Origin of the sequence: Flavobacterium degerlachei (genome assembly GCF_900106645.1) — a bacterium.
GTDB classification, from domain to species: Bacteria; Bacteroidota; Bacteroidia; order Flavobacteriales; family Flavobacteriaceae; genus Flavobacterium; species Flavobacterium degerlachei.
Genome location: NZ_FNMV01000005.1, coordinates 209,387 through 230,563 on the forward strand (window position 1 = coordinate 209,387; position 21,177 = coordinate 230,563).

Here is a 21,177-nt window from a genome sequence, read left to right on the forward strand (position 1 = left end):
AAATGGTTATTTGTGGTTTGACTATTCATATAACTGACACAACAAACAATCGAATTTAAAGATTAATTGAATCCACTATAACATGACAATTCCAGCACAATTTGACGCTAAGACTATTGAGAATAAATGGTATGAATACTGGATGGAAAATAATTACTTCCATTCTGAACCAGACCATAGAACACCATATACTATTGTAATACCTCCGCCTAATGTCACAGGAGTATTGCATATGGGGCATATGCTGAACAATACGATTCAAGATGTCTTGATTAGAAGAGCACGTCTAAAAGGATTTAATGCTTGCTGGGTTCCTGGTACAGATCACGCGTCTATTGCTACGGAAGCCAAAGTCGTAGCTAAATTAAAGGCCGAAGGAATCAATAAAAACGACTTGTCTCGAGAGGAGTTTCTTTCTCATGCTTGGGACTGGACGGATAAGTATGGAGGTGTTATCCTTGAACAGCTTAAAAAACTAGGTGCTTCTTGCGACTGGGAACGAACTAAATTTACTATGGATCCAGATATGTCTGCTTCTGTAATTCGTTCTTTTGTTGATTTATACAACAAAGGATTGATTTACCGTGGATATCGAATGGTAAACTGGGATCCAGAAGCTAAAACTACTTTGTCAGATGAAGAAGTGATTTTTGAAGAGAGACAAGGGAAATTATATTTCATTCAATATAAAATAGAAGGAAGTGAAGACTTCCTGACAATTGCAACGACACGTCCAGAAACTATTTTTGGTGATTCGGCTATTTGTATTAATCCAAATGATGAACGTTTTGCTCATTTGAAAGGTAAAAAAGCGATTGTACCTATTTGCGGAAGAGTAATTCCTATTATTGAAGACGAATATGTAGATATCGAATTTGGTACAGGATGTTTGAAAGTGACTCCTGCGCATGATATGAATGATAAAACTCTTGGAGAGAAACACAATCTTGAAATTATTGACATCTTCAATGAAGATGCAACAATGAATAGTTTTGGTTTACATTACCAAGGGAAAGACCGTTTTGTAGTTCGTGAAGAAATTGCAAAAGAACTAGAGACTATTGGCGCTTTATCTAAAACAGAAACACACTTGAATAAAGTAGGAACTTCTGAAAGAACTAAGGCAGTTATCGAACCAAGGTTATCAGATCAATGGTTCTTGAAAATGGAAGATTTGGTTAAACCAGCAATCCAATCGGTATTGGTTGATGGTGATATTAAATTACATCCAAAACGTTTTGAAAACACATACGCGCATTGGTTAAACAATATTCGTGACTGGAATATCTCTCGTCAATTGTGGTGGGGACAACAAATTCCTGCTTATTTCTACGGAGATGGTAAGGAAGATTTCGTTGTAGCTGAATCTATCGAAGAAGCATTAGTTTTAGCTAAAGTAAGAACTAATAACCAAAACCTAACAACCCAAAACCTAACTCAAGATGTTGATGCCTTAGATACTTGGTTTTCTTCTTGGCTATGGCCAATGTCCGTTTTTGGAGGTATTATGGATCCAGAAAGCGAAGATTTTAAATACTATTATCCAACTAATGATTTAGTAACGGGTCCAGATATTTTGTTTTTCTGGGTGGCGAGAATGATTATTGCAGGATATGAATACACAGGAAAAAAACCATTTACAAATGTATATTTGACTGGTTTAGTTCGTGACAAACAAAGACGTAAAATGTCTAAATCACTGGGGAATTCACCAGATCCTTTGGATTTGATAGAAAAATTCGGTGCTGATGGTGTTCGTGTAGGCTTACTTTTGAGTGCTTCTGCAGGAAATGATATTATGTTTGACGAAGAATTATGTAACCAAGGAAAAGGCTTTACTAACAAAATTTGGAATGCCTTCAAATTGATTAAAGGATGGGAAGTTTCAGATACAATTCCACAACCAGAATCTTCTAAAGTGGCGATTGAGTGGTACGAAGCGAAGTTGCAACAAACACTTTTGGAAATCGAAGATAACTTTGAAAAATATAGAATTTCAGAAGCTTTAATGGGAACTTACAAACTAGTTTGGGATGATTTCTGTTCTTGGTTCCTTGAAATGATAAAACCGGCATACCAACAGCCAATTGACAGTGTAACTTTTGCGAAAGCGATAGAAATGCTAGAAAATAATCTAAAAGTATTGCACCCGTTTATGCCGTTCTTAACAGAAGAGATTTGGCAAATATTGGCTCCAAGAACGAAAGAAGAAGCTTTAATCGTTGCAACATGGCCAGAGATGAAACCATTTAGTGCTAGTTTAATTTCTGATTTCGAAAGCACAATGGAAGTGATTTCTGGAATTCGTACCATCCGTAAGGACAAGAATATTCCTTTTAAAGATGCAATCGAATTAAAAGCCATTAATAACGACAATACTTCAACTTATTTTGACTCAGTGCTGACTAAATTAGGTAACCTGACATCACTAGAATATGTTACTGAAAAGGTGGATGGCGCATTGTCTTACCGTGTGAACTCGAATGAATATTTTATTCCAATTTCAGGAAATATAAATGTTGAAGAAGAAATTGCAAAACTGACAACGGAATTGAATTATACCAAAGGTTTCTTGAAATCAGTACAAGGGAAGCTGTCTAATGAGAAGTTTGTTAACGGAGCGCCAGAGAAAGTTTTGGCAAATGAAAGACAAAAAGAAGCAGATGCTTTAGCAAAAATTGAAACAATCGAGCAAAGTTTAGCTGGATTGAAATAAAATTAAAATTGCTTTTCAATAAAAAAATCCCATTCGCCGCGGCGAATGGGATTTTTTATGTTTATAAATTACTATGCAAATAAAAACAAGAAGATCAACGGAAATATAACTCCAGCGACTGCCAGTTTCCAACCTCGTTCTTTAAAACTGAATTTACCCGCCTTAACCATTATAGTTCCTGTTAATGCAATAACGATTAAGCTAATTGCAAAAATATCAGAATAGTAAATCCAAAAGTTAGAAGTGTTTTTGTGCAATGACATAGATTGACTAATAATGGGTGTTTTAAAGAAAGAAACAATTTCTCCTTTACCAGTTTTCATATCAATTTCGACATCATGTTTCTCAAATGAAATGGTAAATTGATTTTTCTTTATTCTTTGACGTCTAAATTTATCTTCAATTCCCAGTTTTTTACCTAAATCTTTGGCGAAATCTTCATTGATTTCACTTTCTTCAGGAAGTTGTACTTCAATGGCTTTTGTTTCGGAGGTGTACTTTTCCGGATGCCAGGCTTCTCTATGATTCATCATAAGGCCAGAAAAGGCGAAGGATACAATTAGTCCGATATAGAAATAGCCTAAGTCTCTATGTAAGTTGCGTAACGTTTTCTTCTTCATTGAATGTGTCGGTTTTGTGTTTGCAAAAATAATGTGTAATAGTATAAAAAAGAAAAAACTTTTTTCAGTTATTTATTAAGTCAGAAAAAACTTTTTGAATTTATTTTGACAGAGGACTTTAGAATTTATATTTCAATGAAGTCATCACTTGACGAGGTCCAATAGGATTCACACTATAGTTTTCATGTACTGTATAGGCCAGAACATTTGCAACATTCGATAATTTACATAAGATAGAAAACTTTTCCCATTCGTAACCTGCTGATACATCTAAAGTAGTGTAATCACCTAGTGGAATTTGTCGGTCTCTAAGAGTTTGTTCTTGGGTATCGGCATCAATAAGAATTTGGTTATTCCATCCACCAACGCGTTTACCAATATAATTTCCTATCGCTCCTATTGAAACGCCTTTTAATAATCCTGATTGTAAGGTATAGAAGAAGCTCATATTAGCGGTGTTAGCTGGTGTTCTTGCTAAACGATCTCCTTCAATAAAACTTCCGTTAAGTCCAGATGTTTTAGTATAACGCATGTCATTATAGCTGTAACCTGCATTGATATTAAGTCCGTCGGCTGGTCTTGCAGTAATATCTATTTCGATTCCTTTACTGGTTGTTTCACCGCTTAATACTTTTATAGTGGAATCTATATTTAATGAACCATCCGCTTTGAATTCAGCCGTTTGTGCTAAATTGCTATTGGTAATTTGATATACAGTTACATTAGTACTCAATAAACCTTTCCAAAAATCTTTTTTAATTCCCGCTTCATATTGATCAATCAAAGAGGGTTTTATTACTTTTCCATCAACGGTAGTTCCTGAATTAGGTGTGAATGAATTCGAATAGCTCGCAAATAAAGACATGTCTTTCGTTGGTTGAAATACTAAACCTAATTTTGGAGTAAAGGCTTGGTCAACACGTATTTGGTCCTCTGAAATAGTTATAGGTGTAGTAGTATAATCATGAGTGGTTGCTTGTGACTCTTGCCATGACCAACGCAGTCCTGCTAATACTTTGAATTTATCAGTAAGTGAAATTAAATCTTGTGCATAAACTCCAAAACTATTTGTGTTTGTTTTTACGATTCGTGTAATATCGGCATTAGGGATAGCACCACCTTGATCAAAATTTTCAAAATCAAAAATATTTCCAGATCCATAAGTAGATGGTGAGAAGCTAAAGCGATATGCTTGTGCAAATGAGTTTTCAAAATCAACTCCAGTAAATAGTTGATGTTTTACACTTCCCGTATTAAAATCACCTTGCAGATTGATTTGTTGACCAATATTTTGTTCTAGGTTTTTATTTTGTCCAAGAGGCCTGCTCCAATCTCCATTATCACTAGGTTGAATACGTTCTGTTCCTTTTGAAGTCCTATTATAATCTTGGAAAGAAGTATTGAAATTTAATTTCCAATCTTTGTTGAATTCATGTTTTACCAGTCCAGACACACTAGATTGTCTTGTTTGACCATTTGACCATGTTGCACCTAAATAAGTATTTCGTGCTACATCAGCAACTTCTTTTCCAATTATACCTGTACCAAAATCGGGCGTCCAATTGTCATGTAGATAATCTCCTTGTAATACTATTTCGGTTTTGTCGCTTACTTTAAAAAGGAAGGACGGGTTAATATAGTACCTTTCTTTTTTTACCACATCTCTAAAACTTTCTGAGTTTTCGTAAGAGCCTGTAAATCGGTAAGCAATATAGCTGTTTAAGGGACCGTAAATATCAATAGAAGGTTTATAGAATGCAAAACTACCTGCTTGCATGCTTAATTCTTCTCCTTTTTCAAATGATGGTTTTTTTGTAACCATATTTAAAACACCACCTGGAGCTACATTTCCAAATAATAATGCAGCACTTCCTTTTAAAACCTCTACTTTTTCTAGTGAAGATACTTCAGGAACGGATCCACCACTAAAACGGAACCCATTTTTAAACATATTGTTTGCCGTCATATCATATCCTCTGGACCAGATTGATTCTTGAGCACCACCTCGAGCCGAACCTACATAAGCTCCATTTACATTTTTTATTACCTCACTTAATCGGATGGCTTGTTGTTGAGTAATAATTTCTTTCCCTATTATCTGTATGCTTTGTGGGATATCTAACGGTTTTAATGATAAACCTGAAAGTACATTTTCTTTTTTCTTATTGGTACTCCCTTTAAAGACAATGACAATTTCTTGTAAAGATTCTATATTTTCATGTAATTTGAATTCTACATAGGATACTTTGTCTGCTGATACTTTTATTTCTTTGGATTGTTTTTTTAGTCCAATTCCCTCAATTATTAAGGTATGCATACCTACTGGGAAATTATCAAATCTAAATGTACCATCATTATTGGTCTCACTGGTATAAGTTCCTTTTGCTAGTTTTATTACAATTTCTTTCAATGGATATCCGTCAGCAGAAACTATTTTTCCTTGTATGCTTCCTTTTTCTTGTGCATTTACAAAAAGGCTTACAAATAATAATAACGCTACGATGCTAATCTGGGTTTTCATCTTATTTAGATTTAATTAAAATAACAGTGCAAATATATAATCTGATTTTGAACTAACAAAGCTTATTTAGATTAAATACTAATAATTATTTTAAGAGTTTGTTTATCAATTTTTTAGGTATTTTTTCGGGGTCTAAAACGGCTGTATTTTGTCAAATCCGAAGCTTTTTTTTCTTTTTTCTTCCCCACCAAATCATGAATCCACTGACTGGAAGGCTCGCTATAAGCAGACTAATTAGGAAAGCAAATATTTTTCCGGCTAAACCAAAGATGCCCCCTGTATGAATATCATAATTCATTTTCATAAGTTTATCGGCAATTTTAGCATCCTTATTTCTTCCCCACAAATGGTTGACTTTTATTTCTTCTAATGAATATTGGTCAAAATAGCGGTAGTCTATCTTACTATAGGTTTCTTTATCAACATTGGCATTTGCGGCTATAGTACAACTATCAGTTTCGGGAGGATGTACTTCAATAGATTCTGCTTCTGGATATTCCTTGACCATCTGTAGCCAGATTGCGTCCAAGGGCTCTATTTGGGTAGTTTGTAGGTCTATAGTAGACTTTGAATTTGGCTCTACATATACTAAGGATTTTTCTCCTCCCAATACTTTGTAGTAGGAAAAGGCAAACCATTGAAATCCCCATACTAATCCTGTGACAGCAAATATGAAGGCAATTAGTAGCACATAAAAACCAGTGATATTATGTAAGTCGTAGTTTTTTCTTTTCCATTTCATTCCCTTTTTCCATTTGAAAATGAAACGTTGTTTGGCGGCATTTTTATTTTTAGGATACCAAAGGATGAATCCTGAAATAATCAGAATCAGGAAAATTAAGGTTGCTAAGGCTACTACAATTTGGCCAATTTCATCAGGTAGCCATAAATAGAAATGCCCATCTAAAATGAAATGGAAAAAACCAGTTTCATTATCTACCGTTTTTAATACTTTGCCTGAATAAGGATTTAAGTAAGTAGTGTAATGATAAGTAGGTTTATAATGAAAGAAGATGGCCTCTGCTGCATCCGTTTTTTTATTGTATTGTAAAGCGTGAATCGATTTTCTAGGAAGTTGTTCTTGTGCAATTTTGAGCAATTGCGATGGAGGTAAAAAAGGGGCTTGTTGCTCTGGTACAAAACGGTAGTCTTCGGTCCAATTTTGGATTTCTGCCTGAAAAGCATACAAACAGCCCGTAATGGCAATGATAAAAACAATTATTCCTGAGGACAATCCTAACCATAAATGAAGTACTCCGATTGTTTTTTTAAAACTCATTTTCATGTGGTAAAAGAATTAAAATAACTCCGCTTATTTCAAGCGGAGTTATAGGTTATTGATACTACTACGTATTAGAACTTATAGGCAACAGTTACTCTTGCATTAGTACCTGCTTCTGCTTGCCAGTAATACATATCACTATAGGTATAATATCCTCCTGAATACAAATACTTGTTTAGGATATTGTTGACGACTAGATTTACTGAAACTTTGTTTTTTTGGTACGAAATCCCACCGTCTAATCTGAAATAGTCAGGAAGCATAGTTGTATTATCAGTAGATATAAACCATGGAGCTCTGTTTACCTGATATTGGTATCCTAATGAAAAACCTACACCGTTCAATGTTCCTCTGTCTATTTTGTAATTTAACCACGCATTTTGGATGTGTTTTGTTGTTCCGGCAACTTGCTTTCCTATTATTGACTCATCAGTATCTTTTGTTGTTTTTCCCTCTGTAAAGGCATAGTTTAATATAAGATCTAAGTTTTTGAAAATTTCACCTCTAATGTCAACTTCAAACCCTTTTGTTCTTTGTTGTCCACTTTCTCTGCTGTATTGCATTACTGATGTAGAATGTTCTGGATCTGCGGTAAGCACATTGTTTTTGGTAATTTGATATAGAGAAAAGACCGAATTCCATTTTCCGTTCAGCCAGTCTCTTTTTAGACCTAGTTCTATATTTCCTCCTGTTTCAGGTTTGAATGAGTTTCCTTGCCAGTCAGCTCCGTAGTTTTCATTGAACGATTGGTCGTTTACAAAATAGGCTGCCGTATTTTTATCAATTGAATAACTTAAACCAACTCTAGGTGTAAATCTTGAATTTTTAGTATCTCCTGAATAGTAGTTCCCTGACTTTAACACGGTATATCTTCCTGCTAGTGTTAGTCGCAGTTTGTAATCTAAAAATCCTAGCTCGTCTTGTACATACAATGCTTTGTAATTATTTTGGTATTTTACACCTCTGTCTTCCAGACTTTGACTTCTGTCAAAAGTAGGTGAGGCAGCAAGTGTCCCGTGTACTGGATTGTAGATGTCTAAATCAGGCATTGTAAAGTATTGCATCCAATCATGATAAAAAGTTTTATCGCTTAGGTCAATTCCTGATAAAATTTTATGAGATACAGCCCCAGTTTGAGCTTCACCATTTACATAAGCTTGACCTACATATATTTTTCCTAAAATATCCCAAATACCTCCAGCACGTTTAAGAATGGCGTCATTAGTAGTATCAAATCCAGAAGGCCATAAGGACATTCCTTCTTGCTGGTAGTTTAAGTAAGAAGACTGTGCTGTGAATTTCCAGTTATCATTAATTTTGTGTTCCACAATGGCAAGAATATTTCGTTCTGTCATTTTTGTAGGATCTAGATTCGCTTCAGATGTAGTAGCAGTTCGTGGTAAATCAGCGTAACCTCTGTGCGAAAATAAATAATTAGCACCTACAGCATTTACTTTAGAAAACTGTTGGGTGTATTCAAGTGTGACGGCTGTTTTATCACTAATAAGGTATTTTAAGACAGGTGCAAAGCTGTATCGATCATTGAAATCAAAGTCACGGTAACTGCCTTTCTTTTCTCCCATTACATTAATACGATATAGTAGTTTTCCATTATTAGTTAATTTACCATCAAAATCTAATGTACCTCGGTACATATCAAAACTTCCGAAAGTAAAAGTAGCTTCTCCTTTACTACGTCCACTAGGCTTTTTAGTAACAACATTATAAAAACCACTTGGATTCCCGTTAGCTAACATGAAGCCGGCAGGACCTTTAACAAATTCAATACGTTCTACCATACTCATATCTTCCGTAAGTGGACCCCAAGTAGAACTGATATTCATACCGTTTCTAAAAGCGGCAACTTGACTTCCCCTCATCGTGATATTAGCATAGTTATCCCAGTGTTCTACTCTAGTAGCGCCACTTACATTACGGGTAACTCCTTCCAACATGTTAAAAATTTGTTGATCGTTGATTAGTTTTCCTGTAATGACCTGTATGTTTTGCGGGATCTCAATAATAGGAGATTGCAAACGCAGAGAGGAGGAAACTCGGTTGGTTTTAAAAGCACTTTTATTACTTAGAATAACAACTTGGTTCAGTTCATTGTTTGATAAAGTAAGTGTAATGTCTACTATAGTAGTTTCATTATTTTTTATTGTCACTTCTTTTTGAACATCGTTATTACCAATAAGGCTTACTATTAAAGTAAAATTTCCGTCCATTATATTATTTAGTTCAAAGGCACCGTCATTATCCGTGATAGTGGTTTTGTTTTTTCCTTTTAAAGTAATGGTTACACCTTCCGCCGCTTTATTGCCACTGGTATAAACGGTTCCTTTTATTGCTGCCGTTTTTTGCTGACCAAAAGCAGGATTTACTGAAATTAATGCCAAACAGAGTATCAATAGGTATGCTGGCAATTTTTTATTAAAATGGTACATGGTAAAAATTATTAAGGTTATTAAATTATTCTTATTTAGAATTAATAAGAATAGTACAAATCTATATTTTAATTTTTATTTAACAATAACTATTTAGATTAAATAAAAATAAAATTTTTACAGAATTGGTTTACAGTACTCTAAGGAAGTGAAAGCAGTTATTTTTTTAGAAGTTATGTTAGAACGGCTATTCTATTTTCTGCAAAAGGTATTTTGGGAGATTATTTTTTTCGAAATAAATACTGGAAGTTTCAGCTTTTGATCTGACTTTTTAAATTTTAGCATAAAAGCAAAACAGGATATAAATTTGGTTTTGAAAACACCTAAATTTGCATCATCCAATTATTGCAGATCAATTTTTAGAAATTGTAATGATATTTGAAACCAATTATAATAAATGATTTTATCCTATTTAAAAAAAGTACAGAATTCACCTAAAGGATTTAGAATTGCAAATACCGTTTTCTTTTTTATTTCAGGATTTGGATATTCCTCTTGGGCATCTCGTATTCCCGCCATTAAAGCACAATTGCATTTAAATGAAGCTCAGTTTGGAGCTGTTTTATTTGCATTACCTATAGGTTTGATGGTAACGATGCCATTTACCGGAAGATTATTAAATAAGTACAGCAGTCGCTATTGTATGCTATTAGGTGCTGTTTTGTTTAATATTGTTTTGGCATTACCTGGTTTTTCTGCTTTTGTTTGGCAGCTAGTTATTATCCTTTTGCTATTTGGCTCCTCTCGGAACATTCTTAATTTGTCTATAAATACACAAGCATTAGAAGTTCAAAAATTGTATCCAAAATCGATAATGACAACTTTCCATGCCGTGTGGAGTTTGGCAGGATTTATTGGTGCAGGATTAGGGTACGTGATGGTTACTCAACACATAGCACCTTCTTATCATCTGCTTGGGATAAGTGTTGCTCTTATGGCAATTACAGTATGGTTCTATCCGCTAACCATTCTTACAGAGCCTCTAAAGGAAAAGAAGAAATTCTTTTCGATGCCCGATAAAACGCTGACAAAGTTTGCTGTAATTTGTTTTGTGTCGATGGCATGCGAAAACACCATGTACGACTGGAGTGGCATCTATTTCCAAAATATATTGCATGCATCCGCAAAATGGACTACTGCCGCTTTTGTTTTTTTTATGACTGCAGTTACCTTGGGACGATTCTTTGGGGACTATGCAGTAAGTAAATATGGGATAAAACAAATCTTATTTTATAGCGGTATTTTTATCAGTGTAGGTTTTTTGACTTGTTTTCTATTTCCTTTTATTTCAACCACCTTATTGGGTTATGTCTTGATAGGGATAGGGGTTTCTTGCGTAGTTCCGCTAGTGTTTAGCATCGCTGGAAAATCAAAAAATTTAAGTAATGGCAGTGCATTAACTTCTATTTCAACCATTGGATATCTTGGTTTCCTTGTTGTGCCACCAATGGTTGGCCTCATTTCTGAGCTGTTAAGCATGAAATGGGCCTTTTTAATAATGGCTTTACTAGGAGTCGTTATGATTTTTATGGTCAATAAAATTACAGCCGAAGATTGATTTTTTTAATCCAATAGTCGAAAATAATTCTATTTGACTTTTTTCATTAGGTATTTTTCCGAGCTTGGTTTTCCTGATTGAAGACCTGAAATTTCAGCTACTAAACTATCTTTAGAAACGTTTTTATAACTTATTTTTTGAGGGTAATCGTGCTTTGGATTTTCAAAAATTAATTCTTTGTCATTAACATTTGTCAATTGAAAAGCAACTGGTTTATCATCGTTTTGTCCTCTCACTGTTGGAGAATACGTTAGTTCTTCTCCTTTTTGTTGAAGTTGAATCTTTTCAAAGTGAATGGTGTCTTTTCCTTTAATGAAATATGATTGTCCTTCATAAGTACTGTCATTTACCTTATTCCAAATTTCCTTTAGATTTCCTTCTGCCGATTTGTTTTCCCAAGTTCCTATAAGCCAGCGTGCGGTTTTTATTTTCGCTTTTTCAGTATCTTCAGGTGAATTTGAATCTGATTTCTTGCAAGAAATGAAAGTAATAATTAGTAGTATAAAAAGTATTTTTTGGAACATATTGTTTGAGATTATTGTTTGTTTAACAGGTACAAAATTATGAAAAATATAAACAACTAACCGAGATAAAAGTGATATCGCCCGATTTTGAAAAGGAAGGCTTTTCGGCCATAGTTTTTCGGTATCTAAAATAGTATAGTTAGTTGCACATGGAACAATAGAACTCAGCTAGCGGATTAATCCTAAAAATGGTATGAACAGTATTAAATGTCTTCTTTTAAAATAGAATAAACCAGTTCTTTGGTAGGTTTCTGCTCTTTTAGTTTCGCTCGAACAACATCAAAAGACACTTTAAAATCACAGCCTGATTTGTAGTCGCTGCAACCGTAAGCAGTATTCCCTTTCATAACGGTTCCTTTTTGACATTTTGGGCAGGCTAATGCATCCGAAGCTGCTTTCTTTTCTACTGATGGGGTAGGAGTCGCTGTTTTTTTAGCTTCTAATTTTAGCTTGAAATTTTCATCAAAACGCAGCAAACCTTCCACGGTTCCAGCTTCGGTTTTAAAGTCTTTTAGGTTTACTGTAGACCCTTTTTGAAGCAATCGGAGGTATTGGTTCTCTGATATTTTTTTATCTGCAAAAGTAAAGGGTAAAACAAAGTCACAACCTGCTTTGTAATCAGCGCAACCATAGGCTGATTTCCCTTTTAGTAGCGTTGCTTTTTTACATTTCGGACAAGTTTCTGCTGAGATTCCTGCGGCTTTCTTTTTTACAACAGTAGCGACTTGTTTTTGTACAGTACCTTCATGCGAAATGTTCGCGCGTTTGGTTTCACTTCGCACTTCGTACACTAAAGCATCTACCATACGTTTCATGTTATTGATGAAAGCGGCGGCAGTAAAAGTTCCTTTTTCAATATCTTTCAACTGCTTTTCCCAGGAACCAGTCAATTCAGCCGACTTTACCATTTCATTTTGAATAGTGTCAATTAATTGAATTCCTGTAGGTGTTGGTAATACTTGCTTTTTGTTTCTTACGATGTATTGGCGCTTAAACAGCGTTTCTATAATATTGGCTCGTGTTGATGGACGTCCAATACCGTTTTCTTTCATTAATTCACGTAAATCTTCGTCATCGACCTGTTTACCAGCAGTTTCCATAGCACGCAATAAGGTTGCCTCAGTAAACTGATTGGGTGGTTTGGTTTCCTTTTCTAAAAAGGAGGGTTGATGAGGTCCTTTTTCGCCTTTAACAAAACTTGGTAATATATCGGCTTCTTTTTCCTTGGCGTTTGGGTTCTCAAAAACGATGCGCCATCCTTTTTTCAGGATTTCTTTTCCCGTAGTTTTAAAGGCGACATCAGCTGCTTTTCCTATTACTGTAGTATTGGCAACCAAACAATCATCATAAAATACTGCAATAAATCGCTTTGTAATGATGTCATAGACTTGCTGCTGATTGTGTTGTAAGTTACTTTGTATTCCTGTTGGGATAATAGCGTGGTGATCGGTTACTTTTTTATCATTAAAAACCTTAGTCGATTTTTTAATCTTTTTGCCTAAAAGCGGTTCAGTCAGCGTAGCATAATTGGTAAGATTTTGAAGAATCCCAGGTACTTTTGGATAAATGTCATTTGGTAAAAAAGTGGTATCTACTCTAGGGTAGGTCACTACTTTTTGTTCATATAAGGTTTGGACAATTTTAAGTGTTTCATCTGCTGAAAACCCAAACTTGGTATTGCAATATACTTGCAAGCCTGTTAAGTCAAACAACTTTGGAGCAAACTCATTGCCGTTTTTTCTTTCAATAGAAACAATTTCGAAATCACTTTCTTGGACTTTATTGGCCAAAAGTTCTCCGTCTTCTTTTTTCAAAAAGCGGCCTTCTTCATAGCTAAAAAGTGTTTCTCTATATAAAGTTTGCAGCTCCCAATAAGGCTGCGGTTTAAAATTTTCAATTTCTTTAAAACGATCGACCACCATCGCTAAAGTAGGTGTTTGCACGCGCCCGATAGACAATACTTGTTTGTAACCACCATGTTTTACGGTGTACAAACGGGTGGCATTCATACCCAATAACCAGTCACCAATGGCTCTGGAAAATCCGGCGTAGTATAAATTATCGTAGTTAGCAGATGGTTTTAAGTTATCAAAACCTTCTCTGATGGCTTCGGTGGTTAAGGAAGAAATCCATAATCGTTGTACCTCACCTTTATAGTTGGCTTCATTCATGACCCAGCGCTGAATGAGTTCTCCTTCTTGTCCAGCATCCCCGCAGTTGATGACCAAAGTGGCTTGGTCAAATAAACCTTTTATAATTTTGAACTGCTTTTGAATACCCGAATTCTCCACGACTTTAGTTTCAAATTTTTCGGGAAGCATAGGTAGATTGTTCAAATCCCAGCTTTTCCAGTAGGGTTTGTAATCGTTAGGTTCTTTTAAGGTACATAAATGCCCGAAGGTGTAGGTTACAGCATAGCCGTTGCCTTCATAATACCCATCCCGTTTGGTATTGGCTCCTAAAACGGATGCGATTTCACGTGCTACACTTGGTTTCTCGGCAATACAGACCTTCATTTTATGCTTTTGATTTGAAGCCGCAAATTAGGAATTTAGAAGTTGGTATTAAAAATAAATCTTCAGGAGTTATGAACGACCACCAGAAAGTGGAATAAGTCGTTGCAAGGAACTGGCTGGTCGAAGGGACGAAAGCAATTACATCGAGTTTGTTTATTTGTCATTTCGACGAAGGAGAAATCACATTAGTTACTTTCTTTACGTGATTTCTTCCCATGGTCGAAATGACAAAGTCAGTATTATTTAGCGCAAACATAATTACGTTGTACTCGCAACGGCTTGCAGTTATGCTTTAAAGTTCATAACTCCACTTATTTGTTTTTGTATCATAGTTGACCCATATACTCTTTAAGTAAGCAACATTTACTTTTGTCTGGTTATGTTTTTTAATTTCCCATTTTTTCACCTGACTTATTAGTTCAATTGCATCTTTTTCAAAGTCAGTGATAGGTATGTAATTTGTATATGTAAGCTCTTTTCTTAAACCATAAATGGAATCATATAATGACATTAATTCTTTAGTAATATTTACAGATTTTAGGTTTCCATCAGAGCCAATGTGAAGAATCAAACTTGTGAATGGTTTTATATAAACTTTTATTTTTCCTTTCTCTAAAACAGCGTTAATGTCTGTGATATTTTTACAATAATTGAAATCATTTTCAAATTGATAAATGTAATCTTCAATTTTAAATGAATTCCCATTGTCTAACATTTTCTGTTCTTGAAATTGAATTGGTAAATTAGTAATAGCTCTAGAATTAGAACACATACCACTAAAAGTTAGTTGCCCATTATTTTCATATGCATATACAATCCATCTTTCATTTTTTTTAGCTGTCCAATCGCAAGAAGACCAACGTTTACTAAATTCTGCTTCGGATTTTAAATCAAATGACAGTGTTTTAGGTGTATCTCCATTTTTATAATGTTTCGAAATGTCAAATGTTACTTTATACGTTAGGCTGTCTGCAGCATAAACTTTGGAAACTATTTTTCCTTCAAAAACATATTTCGAAGAATAAAATTCAAGGGCATTGTTAACCGTACTACAATCACAAGAAAAGCCTTTAAAACTAGTAAGCAACAATAATATTAATGTTATTCTTTTCAAGTGTTTTATCATTTGGAGAAAAATATATTTTGAGACTAAGTTAATGATTTTTTTAATTAGGGATTATTTAATATCGATTATGTATTTCCGCGAAAAACAAGATGCATTCCTTTTACCGAATTTATGTTTTTACACGTAACCAATGTCCTTTAAACTAAAAAACTACAACTTTTTTGGGGTTGTAGTTTCTTGATATTTATTTGGTCTGTCAACCATTTTCAATTTAAATCAATGGGCTATTCTATAATCTCTTTTCTCTTTTTCATTACAATAAAAAACAGGATTGTCAGCGCAATTGAAATTGCAATTCCAATCAAATTTGAAGTCATCACCTCTAAACCAAAACCAATGGTTGGATCATAAAAAAGGTAAGAACCCACTACAGATGTAATAAAGAAAGCCGGAGCCAATGCAATGATATAATGTGTTTTCTTTTGGAACAAATAAACCGCTCCAATCCATAGTGCGATTGCCGCAGTGATTTGATTTGCCCAAGAAAAATACCTCCATAACAATTGGAAATCCATATTGGTAAGAATATAAGAGATCACAAATAGTGGAATAGCAACCATAAAACGGTTTTTCAAAGCCTTTTGATCAATATTTAGATAATCAGCAATTATCATTCTAGCCGCTCTAAACGAAGTGTCACCAGAAGTAATAGGCAATACAATAACACCCAATACAGCGATAGTTCCACCAACAGTTCCTAAGAATACAATAGCAATTTTATTAACTACAGCAGCAGGGCCTCCGTTTTCCAAAAGCACACTAAGGTCGTCACCATTCATCAAACTCATGGCAGCAGCGGCCCAAATCATTGCAATAACTGCTTCTAGGATCATCATTCCGTAGAATATTTTTCGGCCATCTTTTTCATTATTGATGGTGCGGGAAATAATGGGTGATTGAGTGGCATGAAATCCAGATAGGGCTCCACAGGAAATGGTTAAGAATATTACTGGATAATAAGGAATTCCTTTTGGATGTAAATTTTCTAAAGTCAATTCAGGTATAGGGTTTCCATACATAAACATACCAATGCAAATTCCTACGGCACTCACTAAAAGTAAAAAACCTAGTACAGGGTATATTTTTCCAATTACTTTGTCAATAGGTAAAACGGTGGCGATGATATAATAGAGAAATATGCAAAATACAATTATGGTAAGCACACTTGTGTCATTGCCAATTAGTTCGTTAATCATTTTTGCTGGGGCGGAAACAAATACGGTTCCCACTAAAAGAAGTAGCAAAAGAGTGAAAAAGTTAACGACATGACTGAATGATTTTCCTAAAAACCGAGAAGCCAAAGCCGGTAAATGAGCACCGCCATATCGCAACGAAATCATACCAGTAAGATAATCATGAACTCCGCCGGCAAATATGGATCCGAAAACAATCCATAGAAAAGCAGAAGGACCGTAAAGTGCTCCCAAGATTGGACCAAAAATAGGGCCAACACCTGCTATGTTTAAAATTTGGATAAACGCATTTTTGTTACTGTTCATAGGAACGAAATCAACACCGTCGGTAAGGGTATTTGCGGGTGTTGGTTTATTAGGATCAGATTTGAAGGTTTTGTCAACAAATTTCCCGTAAGTTAGATATCCTAAAAGCAATAAAATCATTGCTACAATAAATGTAATCATATTTCCTTTATTTAAATAATGCTGTTAATTTTTACGAATAAGACTTTAACAACAAGTATATAATGGCTGTATTGCATTATTCATATTTTTTGGGAAGGTAGCAAAAATGTAGATGTGAATTATGTTTAAGTTGGCAGTCAGTAAGATAAATTTTTTAAAACAATAAGGTTTAAGGGTTTAATTTAATTATTATATAAAATTCGATATAATAATTGGTGCTAAGTAATCCTATCCAGTTGGTCAATATTTTTATTTGATTATCGTTTTGGGCAGGTTCACAGTTTACAAAATTGCACTAATAATTGTGCATTTCTGAACGATCTGGTAAATAAAACAATTGCTGTGATTTACTTCGTCCCGTTCGCTAACGCTCGGGTCTCCTTTGTCGAAATGACAATGTCATTTTGTATTAGCCTAATGATATTTAACGAGTGGATGGGTGTTTTTTAGTTTTTCAAAATCTATTTTTCATTCTCGTTTTATAGTAAAGGAAAATATGATTTAGGTGCAAAGTTAGTTAAGGACAATATTGTGTTGGGAGAAATGAAGTTGTAGGCATTAATCCATAAAAAAAAACCGTTGCAATTATGCAACGGTTCTTAAAATTAAGATGAATTAAAACCTTATTTAGGCATAACCACAGAGTCAATTGCATGAATAACTCCGTTAGAAGCCGCCACATCAGCAAGAACAACTGTTGAAGTCCCTCCGTTTGCGTCTGTCAAAATTACTTTCCCGTCTTTCAAGCTTAGCACGATAGTACCGCCTTGAACAGTTGTAACGCTGTACTTTCCGTTATTTTTGTTTATTGCATCGATCACTGTTGCAGCGTCAAATTTCCCTGATACCACATGATACGTCAAAATCGCTTTCAATTTGTCTAAATTTTCCGGTTTCAGTAAATCATCTAAAGCTCCTGCTGGAAGTTTTGCAAATGCTGCGTTATTTGGTGCGAAAACCGTAAAAGGTCCTTCGCTACTCAACGTTTCAACTAATCCCGCTGCTGTTACAGCAGTAACTAATGTTGAGAAATCTGCATTTCCTGCGGCTACACCTACAATGTTTGGTGTTTCCACTACAGCGATAGTATCCATTGCTACTGCAGTAGAGTCAATCATTTCTGTAGATTCAGCTTCTTTTTTTTGTCCACAAGAAATAGTTATCATTCCTAATAATACAAATGCGCTAATTTTTTTTACTAATTTCATAGTCAATGTTTTATGTTAAAATTGTTAAACCTAATCAAATATACATATTAAAAACAATTGTTTATCCTTTTTAACAAATAATTAAACAAAAAATAAAATCACTGTGGAATTACGGACAGTTGTCCATTGTTTTGGTTGCCCATCTTTGTGGGTAAAGTTTACAAAACTGCGCTAATAATTGTGTGTTTCTGAACGATCTGGTAAATAAAACAATTGCTGTGATTTTCTTCGTCTGTTCGCTAACGCTCGGGTTGTAATTGCTAATTACTATTTGGGAAAACTGTAGTAGTAGATTTTGAACGACTGTTTTCTCAATTAAGCAAAATAGCAATAAATAAAATAGCGGTTTCGATAAGAACCGAAACCGCTATTGCTTGTATTATTTTGCTGAAGTACTGTAACTTATTTTAAATCGAATCTATCAGCATTCATTACTTTTGCCCAAGCTTTTACAAAGTCGATTACAAACTTTTCTTTGTTGTCGTCTTGTGCGTAAACTTCGGAGTACGAGCGTAAAATAGAATTAGAACCAAATACTAAATCCATACGAGTTGCAGTCCATTTTACTACTCCCGTTTTTCGGTCACAAATATCGTAAAGTCCTTTTTCTGTAGGTTTCCAAGTATTCCCCATATCAGTTAGGTTGACAAAGAAATCGTTAGTCAAAGCACCTATTGTATTGGTGAATACACCATGTTTTGTATTACCATAATTTGTACCCAGCATTCTCATACCACCCACAAGAACCGTCATTTCTGGAGCTGTTAATCCCATTAATTGAGTGCGGTCAAGCATTAATTCTTCTGAACTTACAACATATTCTTTTTTGCTATAGTTACGGTAACCATCAGCTAAAGGCTCTAATGGTTCAAATGATTCTGCATCTGTCATTTCATCAGTTGCATCTCCACGACCTGCTGAAAACGGAACAGTAACACCAAATCCTGCAGCTTTAGCAGCCTGTTCTATACCAAGATTACCTGCTAAAACAATGGTATCAGCGATACTAATACCAAACTCAGCAGCAATAGGCTCAAGAACAGATAAAACATATGCCAAACGTTGTGGTTCATTTCCTTCCCAATCTTTTTGGGGAGCTAAACGAATACGAGCACCATTTGCTCCACCACGCATATCCGATCCACGGAAAGTACGTGCACTATCCCAAGCGGTATTTACCATTTCAGCAATAGATAATCCTGATGCAGCAATTTTGCTTTTTACTGCAGCTACGTCGTATCCTGTAGTTCCAGCTGGAATTGGATCTTGCCAAATTAAGTCTTCTTGAGGTACATCTGGACCAAAGTAATTTGCTTTTGGACCCATATCTCTATGCGTTAACTTAAACCAAGCGCGAGCAAATGTATCTGAAAAATATTCGTGGTCGTTCATGAATTTCAATGAAATTTCCTTGTAAATAGGATCTACTTTCATAGCCATATCAGCATCCGTCATCATTGGGTTTTGATGAATACTTGGATCCTCAACATCTACCGGTCTGTCTTCTTCTTTAATGCTTACGGGTTCCCATTGAAATGCACCTGCAGGACTTTTGACAGACTGCCATTCATGATTAAATAACATCTGAAAATATCCATTGTCCCATTTAGTAGGGTTTGTTGTCCATGCACCTTCAAGTCCACTTGTTACCGTATAGCGACCTTTACCTGATTTATTAGGGTTGTGCCATCCAAATCCTTGTTCTTCTACACCAGCTGATTCAGGTTCGGGTCCTAAAATACTGGCATCACCATTTCCGTGAGTTTTACCTACTGTATGTCCACCTGCAGTTAAAGCAACTGTTTCTTCATCATTCATAGCCATACGTTCAAAAGTTTCACGTACTTGAGCAGCTGTTTTTAAAGGATCTGGTTTTCCGTTAACTCCTTCTGGATTCACATAAATTAGCCCCATTTGTACGGCAGCTAAAGGGTTTTCCATAGTTTTAGGATCTTCTACATTAGCATAACGTTCGTCACTTGGTGCTAACCATTCTTTTTCAGCTCCCCAATACGTATCTATTTCTGGGTGCCAAATATCTTCACGTCCAAAAGCAAATCCAAAGGTTTTTAATCCCATGTCAGCATAAGCAATTGTTCCTGCTAGAACAATTAAATCAGCCCAACTCACTTTATTACCGTATTTTTTCTTGATAGGCCACAGCAATCTTCTTGCTTTGTCTAAACTAACATTGTCTGGCCAAGAATTTAAAGGTGCAAAACGCTGATTACCAGAACCACCACCACCACGACCATCAGAAAGACGGTACGATCCAGCAGAGTGCCATGACAATCGTATCATTAAACCTCCGTAATGACCCCAATCTGCGGGCCACCATTCTTGGCTATCCGTCATTAAAGCATGCATGTCTTTTTTTAATGCTTCAATGTCTAATTTCTTAAGTTCTTCGTGATAATTAAACGCTTCCCCTAAAGGATTTGTTTTAGTATCATGTTGACTCAATATATCTAAGTTAAGTGCATTAGGCCACCACTTCATAACATTTTCTTTGGTCGATGTATTTGCGCCATGCATCACTGGACATTTACCAGCTGATGGATCTTGGTTTGCTTCAACAATAGGAGCAGCTCCATTTAATGGAAGCTGATCGTGATTTACTGGGCATTTACCTTGACCGTTTGACGGATCTGCATTGTTATTATTTTCCATATTTAAATTTTTATAGATTACAGGTTTTGTTTTCATAGTAAAGTTAGCTAAATTCTATTCTACAAATTACAAAAATTAATCTTTATGGTTTATTTTGTTATAAGCGTAATCTATTGAGGCGAATATTTGTATAGTTTGTAGATATATAAAAAAGACTGTTTTTAAAATAAAAATCAATTGATTACTACTGCCTACAGTATCATATAAAGTAATAGCCGCTCTAAATTGAGTTAGCTTTTTTCACCTCTGTTTGTTGATTATGGGAATGGTTGGAAAGTCGGGAGATTTCGTAGAAAGATTGCGATTATATTTTGATGTCGCGACTTGTTTATAATATGTAGGGGGAGTT

Annotated in this window: 12 protein-coding genes; 2 read left to right on the top strand and 10 right to left on the bottom strand. The window is 35.0% G+C overall.

The genetic code is table 11. The annotated features are described in order from the left end of the window. Positions 1 to 82 precede the first annotated feature (82 nt). Positions 83 to 2,716: a valine--tRNA ligase gene (locus BLV91_RS07060; protein WP_091431172.1), complete on the top strand. Its 2,634-nt coding sequence runs from the start codon at positions 83 to 85 to the stop codon at positions 2,714 to 2,716. A gap of 71 nt (positions 2,717 to 2,787) precedes the next feature. Here BLV91_RS07060 and BLV91_RS07065 read toward each other — a convergent pair whose 3' ends face one another. From BLV91_RS07065 to BLV91_RS07080, 4 genes are all read right to left on the bottom strand, one after another. Beyond that, positions 2,788 to 3,336 carry a PepSY-associated TM helix domain-containing protein gene (locus BLV91_RS07065; RefSeq protein WP_091431174.1) on the bottom strand — a complete coding sequence of 183 codons (549 nt, stop codon included), beginning with the start codon at positions 3,334 to 3,336 and terminating at the stop codon, positions 2,788 to 2,790. Positions 3,337 to 3,454: 118 nt separating this feature from the next. After that, on the bottom strand, positions 3,455 to 5,857 hold the full coding sequence (locus BLV91_RS07070; RefSeq protein ID WP_091431176.1) for a TonB-dependent siderophore receptor: 2,403 nt from the start codon (positions 5,855 to 5,857) through the stop codon (positions 3,455 to 3,457). A gap of 151 nt (positions 5,858 to 6,008) precedes the next feature. Beyond that, positions 6,009 to 7,136 (bottom strand): PepSY-associated TM helix domain-containing protein, encoded by a 1,128-nt coding sequence (locus BLV91_RS07075; RefSeq protein ID WP_245709625.1) that lies wholly within the window; start codon positions 7,134 to 7,136, stop codon positions 6,009 to 6,011. Between the two features lie 74 nt (positions 7,137 to 7,210). Beyond that, a complete protein-coding gene (locus tag BLV91_RS07080) occupies positions 7,211 to 9,586 on the bottom strand; it encodes a TonB-dependent receptor (protein WP_091431180.1) in 2,376 nt (791 codons plus the stop codon). A 397-nt stretch (positions 9,587 to 9,983) separates the two neighbouring features. Between BLV91_RS07080 and BLV91_RS07085 the strand changes: the two genes are divergently transcribed. Further along, on the top strand, positions 9,984 to 11,144 hold the full coding sequence (locus tag BLV91_RS07085) for an MFS transporter (protein ID WP_091431182.1): 1,161 nt from the start codon (positions 9,984 to 9,986) through the stop codon (positions 11,142 to 11,144). Between the two features lie 29 nt (positions 11,145 to 11,173). Here the strand turns inward: BLV91_RS07085 and BLV91_RS07090 are convergent, their stop codons facing one another. The 6 genes from BLV91_RS07090 to katG all read right to left on the bottom strand — a co-directional run bounded on the left by BLV91_RS07090 (position 11,174) and on the right by katG (position 20,828). Further along, positions 11,174 to 11,668, bottom strand: a complete 495-nt coding sequence (locus tag BLV91_RS07090) for a DUF6265 family protein (protein ID WP_091431184.1) — start codon at positions 11,666 to 11,668, stop codon at positions 11,174 to 11,176. A 203-nt stretch (positions 11,669 to 11,871) separates the two neighbouring features. Next, positions 11,872 to 14,184: a type IA DNA topoisomerase gene (locus BLV91_RS07095; RefSeq protein WP_091431186.1), complete on the bottom strand. Its 2,313-nt coding sequence runs from the start codon at positions 14,182 to 14,184 to the stop codon at positions 11,872 to 11,874. A 292-nt stretch (positions 14,185 to 14,476) separates the two neighbouring features. Continuing rightward, positions 14,477 to 15,298, bottom strand: a complete 822-nt coding sequence (locus tag BLV91_RS07100; protein ID WP_139262290.1) for a hypothetical protein — start codon at positions 15,296 to 15,298, stop codon at positions 14,477 to 14,479. A gap of 236 nt (positions 15,299 to 15,534) precedes the next feature. Beyond that, positions 15,535 to 16,950 (bottom strand): carbon starvation CstA family protein, encoded by a 1,416-nt coding sequence (locus BLV91_RS07105; protein WP_091431190.1) that lies wholly within the window; start codon positions 16,948 to 16,950, stop codon positions 15,535 to 15,537. Between the two features lie 623 nt (positions 16,951 to 17,573). Next, positions 17,574 to 18,158, bottom strand: coding sequence for a fasciclin domain-containing protein (locus BLV91_RS07110; RefSeq protein WP_175513969.1), 585 nt, complete (start codon positions 18,156 to 18,158; stop codon positions 17,574 to 17,576). Between the two features lie 402 nt (positions 18,159 to 18,560). Continuing rightward, complete coding sequence (katG, locus tag BLV91_RS07115; protein ID WP_091431255.1) at positions 18,561 to 20,828, bottom strand: catalase/peroxidase HPI; 2,268 nt, start codon at positions 20,826 to 20,828, stop codon at positions 18,561 to 18,563. Positions 20,829 to 21,177: the final 349 nt, after the last annotated feature.

Bases quoted from the DNA above. Each gene is read 5' to 3' on its own strand.
- BLV91_RS07095 (WP_091431186.1), bottom strand. From the start codon at position 14,184: ATGAAGGTCTGTATTGCCGAGAAACCAAGTGTAGCACGTGAAATCGCA.
- BLV91_RS07070 (WP_091431176.1), bottom strand. From the start codon at position 5,857: ATGAAAACCCAGATTAGCATCGTAGCGTTATTATTATTTGTAAGCCTT.
- BLV91_RS07080 (WP_091431180.1), bottom strand. From the start codon at position 9,586: ATGTACCATTTTAATAAAAAATTGCCAGCATACCTATTGATACTCTGT.
- BLV91_RS07060 (WP_091431172.1), top strand. From the start codon at position 83: ATGACAATTCCAGCACAATTTGACGCTAAGACTATTGAGAATAAATGG.
- BLV91_RS07105 (WP_091431190.1), bottom strand. From the start codon at position 16,950: ATGATTACATTTATTGTAGCAATGATTTTATTGCTTTTAGGATATCTA.
- katG (WP_091431255.1), bottom strand. From the start codon at position 20,828: ATGGAAAATAATAACAATGCAGATCCGTCAAACGGTCAAGGTAAATGC.
- BLV91_RS07085 (WP_091431182.1), top strand. From the start codon at position 9,984: ATGATTTTATCCTATTTAAAAAAAGTACAGAATTCACCTAAAGGATTT.
- BLV91_RS07110 (WP_175513969.1), bottom strand. From the start codon at position 18,158: ATGAAATTAGTAAAAAAAATTAGCGCATTTGTATTATTAGGAATGATA.
- BLV91_RS07075 (WP_245709625.1), bottom strand. From the start codon at position 7,136: ATGAGTTTTAAAAAAACAATCGGAGTACTTCATTTATGGTTAGGATTG.
- BLV91_RS07090 (WP_091431184.1), bottom strand. From the start codon at position 11,668: ATGTTCCAAAAAATACTTTTTATACTACTAATTATTACTTTCATTTCT.
- BLV91_RS07065 (WP_091431174.1), bottom strand. From the start codon at position 3,336: ATGAAGAAGAAAACGTTACGCAACTTACATAGAGACTTAGGCTATTTC.